Genomic DNA, 3,816 nt, shown 5'->3' on the forward strand with positions numbered 1-3,816 from the left:
TCGTCGGCCTCTACCGCACGGATACGCTCGGCGATGCGATCGATATGGTCTTTCAATCGCCTGCTGGCGTTGGAAAGCTCGATCGGGCCACCCTCCGGACCGGAGTGCTCGATGGCAGCGGTTTCCCGCCAGCCCGCCTGCGTCTTGAGATAGAAGATGGACGAGGCCGTGTCCCCGGCTCTGGCTTTCTGCAGGAGCCCGTTGGCAACATGCGCAATCGCCTTGGCCTTGCCTCGTTTATAGTGCGCAACAACCTCCTCATCGCGCGCGCAGATGGCCCGGAAGGTGTTGCGGGCAATCCCGAAGTAATCCGCGATTTGCTCCTGGCTCAGCAAGGCAGCCAAAGTCTCGACCTCCCGGCATTGCGCCGGCGTCAGGGTGATCGGTGGGCGTCCCATCAGCAGGCCACCCGGGTGAAGAGGCGACGCAGGACGGAGCTGCGCAGGACCGATACGGCAGTGAACGCACCGCTCAGCGCTTGCGTGATCAGGGCGATCATCCAGCCGAGGATCACATTGGTCGCCGCCTCAACTGACGAGAAGGACCGACTCTGTCTCATGCCGCCCCCCGTTCATCTGAGACGTCCACGAAGGAGCTGTCACTTCCCGCAAGCCGCGCCGCCTGCCCCGTTAAGTTCTGCCAACGCATCACTGCAACGTCCACATAGGCCGGATCGAGTTCCATGGCATGGCACACCCGCCCGCAGCTCTCCGCCGCAATGATTGTCGTGCCCGAGCCAGAGAAGGGTTCATAGACCGCCTGCCCCTGGCTGGAGTTGTTCAACATCGGGCGGCGCATGCACTCCACCGGCTTTTGGGTCCCATGAACAGTCTCCGCGTCCTGATCCCGGTTCGGGATCGTCCAGAGCGTGGTTTGCGTGCGATCTCCGGACCAGTGCCCCTTGCCGCGCACGCCGTACCAGCAGGGCTCGTGCTGCCAGTGATAGTGCCCACGGCTCAGCACCAGCCGCTCCTTGGCCCAGATGATCTGGCTGCGGATATCGAAGCCACTGGCCTGCAGGCTCTCGGCCACGGTCGTCGCGTGCAGTGCGCCATGCCAGACATAAGCCACGTCTCCGGGAAACAGTGCCCAGGCGTCCCGCCAGTCAGCACGGTCGTCATTCAACACCTTGCCCGTGCGCTTCGTCTCCGAGGCCCCTGCCCGGTTGCGCCAGTCCGGATCGTACATCACGCCGTAAGGTGGGTCCGTGACCATGAGATGCGGTGTGACGCCGTTCAACAGGAGAGCAACAGCAGTCGCGTCCGTGGCGTCGCCGCACATCAGCCGGTGCGCGCCCAGTTGCCAGAGATCGCCCGGTCGCGAGACCGGGACGTCGGGAGCTTCGGGTGTTTCTTCCTCTTTCGGATCCCCCGCCCCATGATCCAGCAGTGCATCCAGCTCTGCCCCCTCAAAGCCGATATCACCGAGATCAATCCCTAGCTCCGATAGGTCCGCCAGTTCCAGCCCCAGCATCTCGCGGTCCCACCCCGCCTGCTCGGCCAGTCGGTTATCCGCGAGGACATAAGCCCGTTTCTGCGCCTCGCTCAGATGGGTCAGCTCAATCACCGGCACCCGCTCCAGCCCGAGCTTGCGCGCTGCCAGCACCCGACCGTGCCCCGCGATGATACCGCTCTCGGCGTCCACCAGCACCGGATTGTTGAACCCGAACTCCCGGATCGAGCCCGCGATCCTGGCCACCTGCGCCTCGCTGTGGGTCCGGGCATTGCGCGCGTAGGGCACGAGGTCCGCGACCAGGCACATATCGACCGCCCGCGCACCGATCGCGTCATAGCCTGCCGTCTGATTGTGGGATGTTGCTGCCATGACCCCGCCCTGTGCAATGAACCTACCTCAGAGGCAGCATATCAAATCAGGCAAGTCATTGGAATATTGACATTAAATGACAAGTGACGACAGGAGCCGCCATCTTGCAAAGAGAGCATCATAATCGCCAGCGCTGGATCGCTTGTACTTACTGCATGCAGCTCGGTGCCAAAGCGGACCCTAAGCCAAGCGCTTCATTTGGTTCGCCCGCGTACCGCACACCAAACGAGAGCAGGTACCCGCGGCATCGCGTGCGAAGGACTGATATGCAGTACGAAGCTGCCCTTCATGCACGCGCGCGCGATGATAGGCCACACCCAAATCTGCCAATGCGGTACATTTGACGAATACCCGTTTCCCCTAATTCAGCTTCTCAAAGAAAAAGGGGTATCAGATCCAACCTGATACCCCTTGGGCTATATCTGACAAGTAGAAACGCATCGCTCCAACGTGGTATTCGCGCCATTGTGTTACGCGGCGCGTTTCTTTCTGCGCTTGAGCCCAGCGACGCCAGCAAGCCCCGTCAGCAGAAGCAATCCACTGGCAGGTATCGGTATGGGAGCCACGGGTGTAGCGACCGCCCAAGTCCTAAAAGCGGTTTTGTCCGTATTTAACTCTGACACGATAGATAATGGTGAGTTCCAAAACGCTGAAGAAACCCATTTAGGGTCGAATGCCTCAACATAAGAAAAACTGGGGCCTCGAATACCAAAATTCGGTAGGCCAAGTGTATCACCGACCACTTCAGCGAAATCAATTGCAACAGCACGGTCGCCCCACCACACTTGGCTGGTAAGCACACCTTCAATGTCACCAAAGGTACCCCTAACTGTATTTATTTCCCAATCCGAACCGTTTACCGTAACCGTGGCGGCGTTGGCTGCAGGAACTGCGATGGACAGCGCCAGAGCCGCCGCTGCCAAAAGTGTCATTTTCGTCATTTAATTCTCCAAATGTAATTTGTCCGTGCGCGTGCCAAGGAAGATTTGGAGCCAACTCACCGACGTGATTAAATGTTAGTGACGATGAATTGAAACGTTCTGCTCTGTCAATAAAAACCCACACACATTGAAAATGTCCTGGCATCTTGTTCCCGATGCATGACATCTCAAACGACCGTTTCGACTCGGCGAAAATGACCGTTCCATCTGGTTAAACCCATCTCCCCGAAAGACGCCGTTAACGAAGGCAAGACCAAAGTCGACCTTGCCCGTAGAGCCGCTATTCAGGCTTGCAGCAGCATCGATCAAAGAGGGCTCCTTCCGGGCCCTCGCTGTGATCTGGGTGAACCGCTGCTCTCAAACTGGCGCGTGCAAAAGCGCGCCACTCCGGCTGCCACTCAGCCGGATCACCTAACGCGGCTATCAGACAGCGACGCGCAGTTGCGCCTTAGCCTGCCGCCTGATCGTGGGAAGTTGCCGGCATGCCCCCGCCCTGTGCAATGAACCAGTGTTCACGGGCAGCATAATCGCCAACGCTGAATCGGCTGCACTTACTGCAAGAACTCGGGGCCGAAACGAACCCTGAGCCAAGACACCTCCATTGATCCGCCCGCGTACCGCACACCAAACGAGAGCAGGTATCCGCGGCATCGTGGCCGAAGAACTGACACGCGGACGGAGCCGACTTTCGCTGTAGCGTTTTTAATGATCACGATCAGCGGCGGTTACGGCGTAAAAAACAACCGCACAGGCCGAAGCTTACCTTCGTGTTGTTCAGTCGAATGACTGTTGAACAGGCTCAAGCGCGCCTACACCAGAACAGGGTCGTGCGGCCAAGACGGGCGATTGGGTCACGCGGTCCGCCTCGTTAGCTGCACAACGGTCCGGTCAGCAGGTCGTTGGCACATCCGCAAAATGACGTGTATTGCTGAGCTGAACTGCTGATAGTCAAATCAAGGAAGAAAGCTGAAACCTGTCAATGAGCGTTCAAAGCTGACCCGGTTATGGCATTTAAAAATGACCCACCGTATGTGGCGCAAAGCCCCCAGTC

At 58.9% G+C, this 3,816-nt stretch carries 4 protein-coding genes; all 4 read right to left on the reverse strand.

Annotation, left to right across the window (positions count from 1 at the left end; translation table 11 throughout):
* The coding region (locus O3306_RS22345) for a hypothetical protein (protein WP_272010873.1) at window positions 1-398 on the reverse strand (398 nt) is incomplete at its 3' end.
* A complete protein-coding gene (locus tag O3306_RS22350) occupies window positions 398-559 on the reverse strand; it encodes a DUF7220 family protein (protein ID WP_272011621.1) in 162 nt (53 codons plus the stop codon). The genes O3306_RS22345 and O3306_RS22350, both read right to left, overlap by 1 nt.
* Window positions 556-1,761 (reverse strand): site-specific DNA-methyltransferase, encoded by a 1,206-nt coding sequence (locus O3306_RS22355; RefSeq protein ID WP_272011625.1) that lies wholly within the window; start codon window positions 1,759-1,761, stop codon window positions 556-558. Before O3306_RS22355 ends, O3306_RS22350 begins: the two co-directional genes overlap by 4 nt.
* A 533-nt stretch (window positions 1,762-2,294) precedes the next feature.
* On the reverse strand, window positions 2,295-2,765 hold the full coding sequence (locus O3306_RS22360; protein WP_272011622.1) for a VPLPA-CTERM sorting domain-containing protein: 471 nt from the start codon (window positions 2,763-2,765) through the stop codon (window positions 2,295-2,297).
* Window positions 2,766-3,816 lie beyond the last annotated feature (1,051 nt).

Source organism: Roseovarius sp. ZX-A-9, assembly GCF_028369135.1.
In the GTDB taxonomy this organism is placed as follows: Bacteria; Pseudomonadota; Alphaproteobacteria; order Rhodobacterales; family Rhodobacteraceae; genus Roseovarius.

What these genes read in the sequence shown, in the direction of transcription:
- O3306_RS22350 (WP_272011621.1), bottom strand. Translation starts at nt 559, where the DNA reads ATGAGACAGAGTCGGTCCTTCTCGTCAGTTGAGGCGGCGACCAATGTG.
- O3306_RS22355 (WP_272011625.1), bottom strand. Translation starts at nt 1,761, where the DNA reads ATGTGCCTGGTCGCGGACCTCGTGCCCTACGCGCGCAATGCCCGGACC.
- O3306_RS22360 (WP_272011622.1), bottom strand. Translation starts at nt 2,765, where the DNA reads ATGACGAAAATGACACTTTTGGCAGCGGCGGCTCTGGCGCTGTCCATC.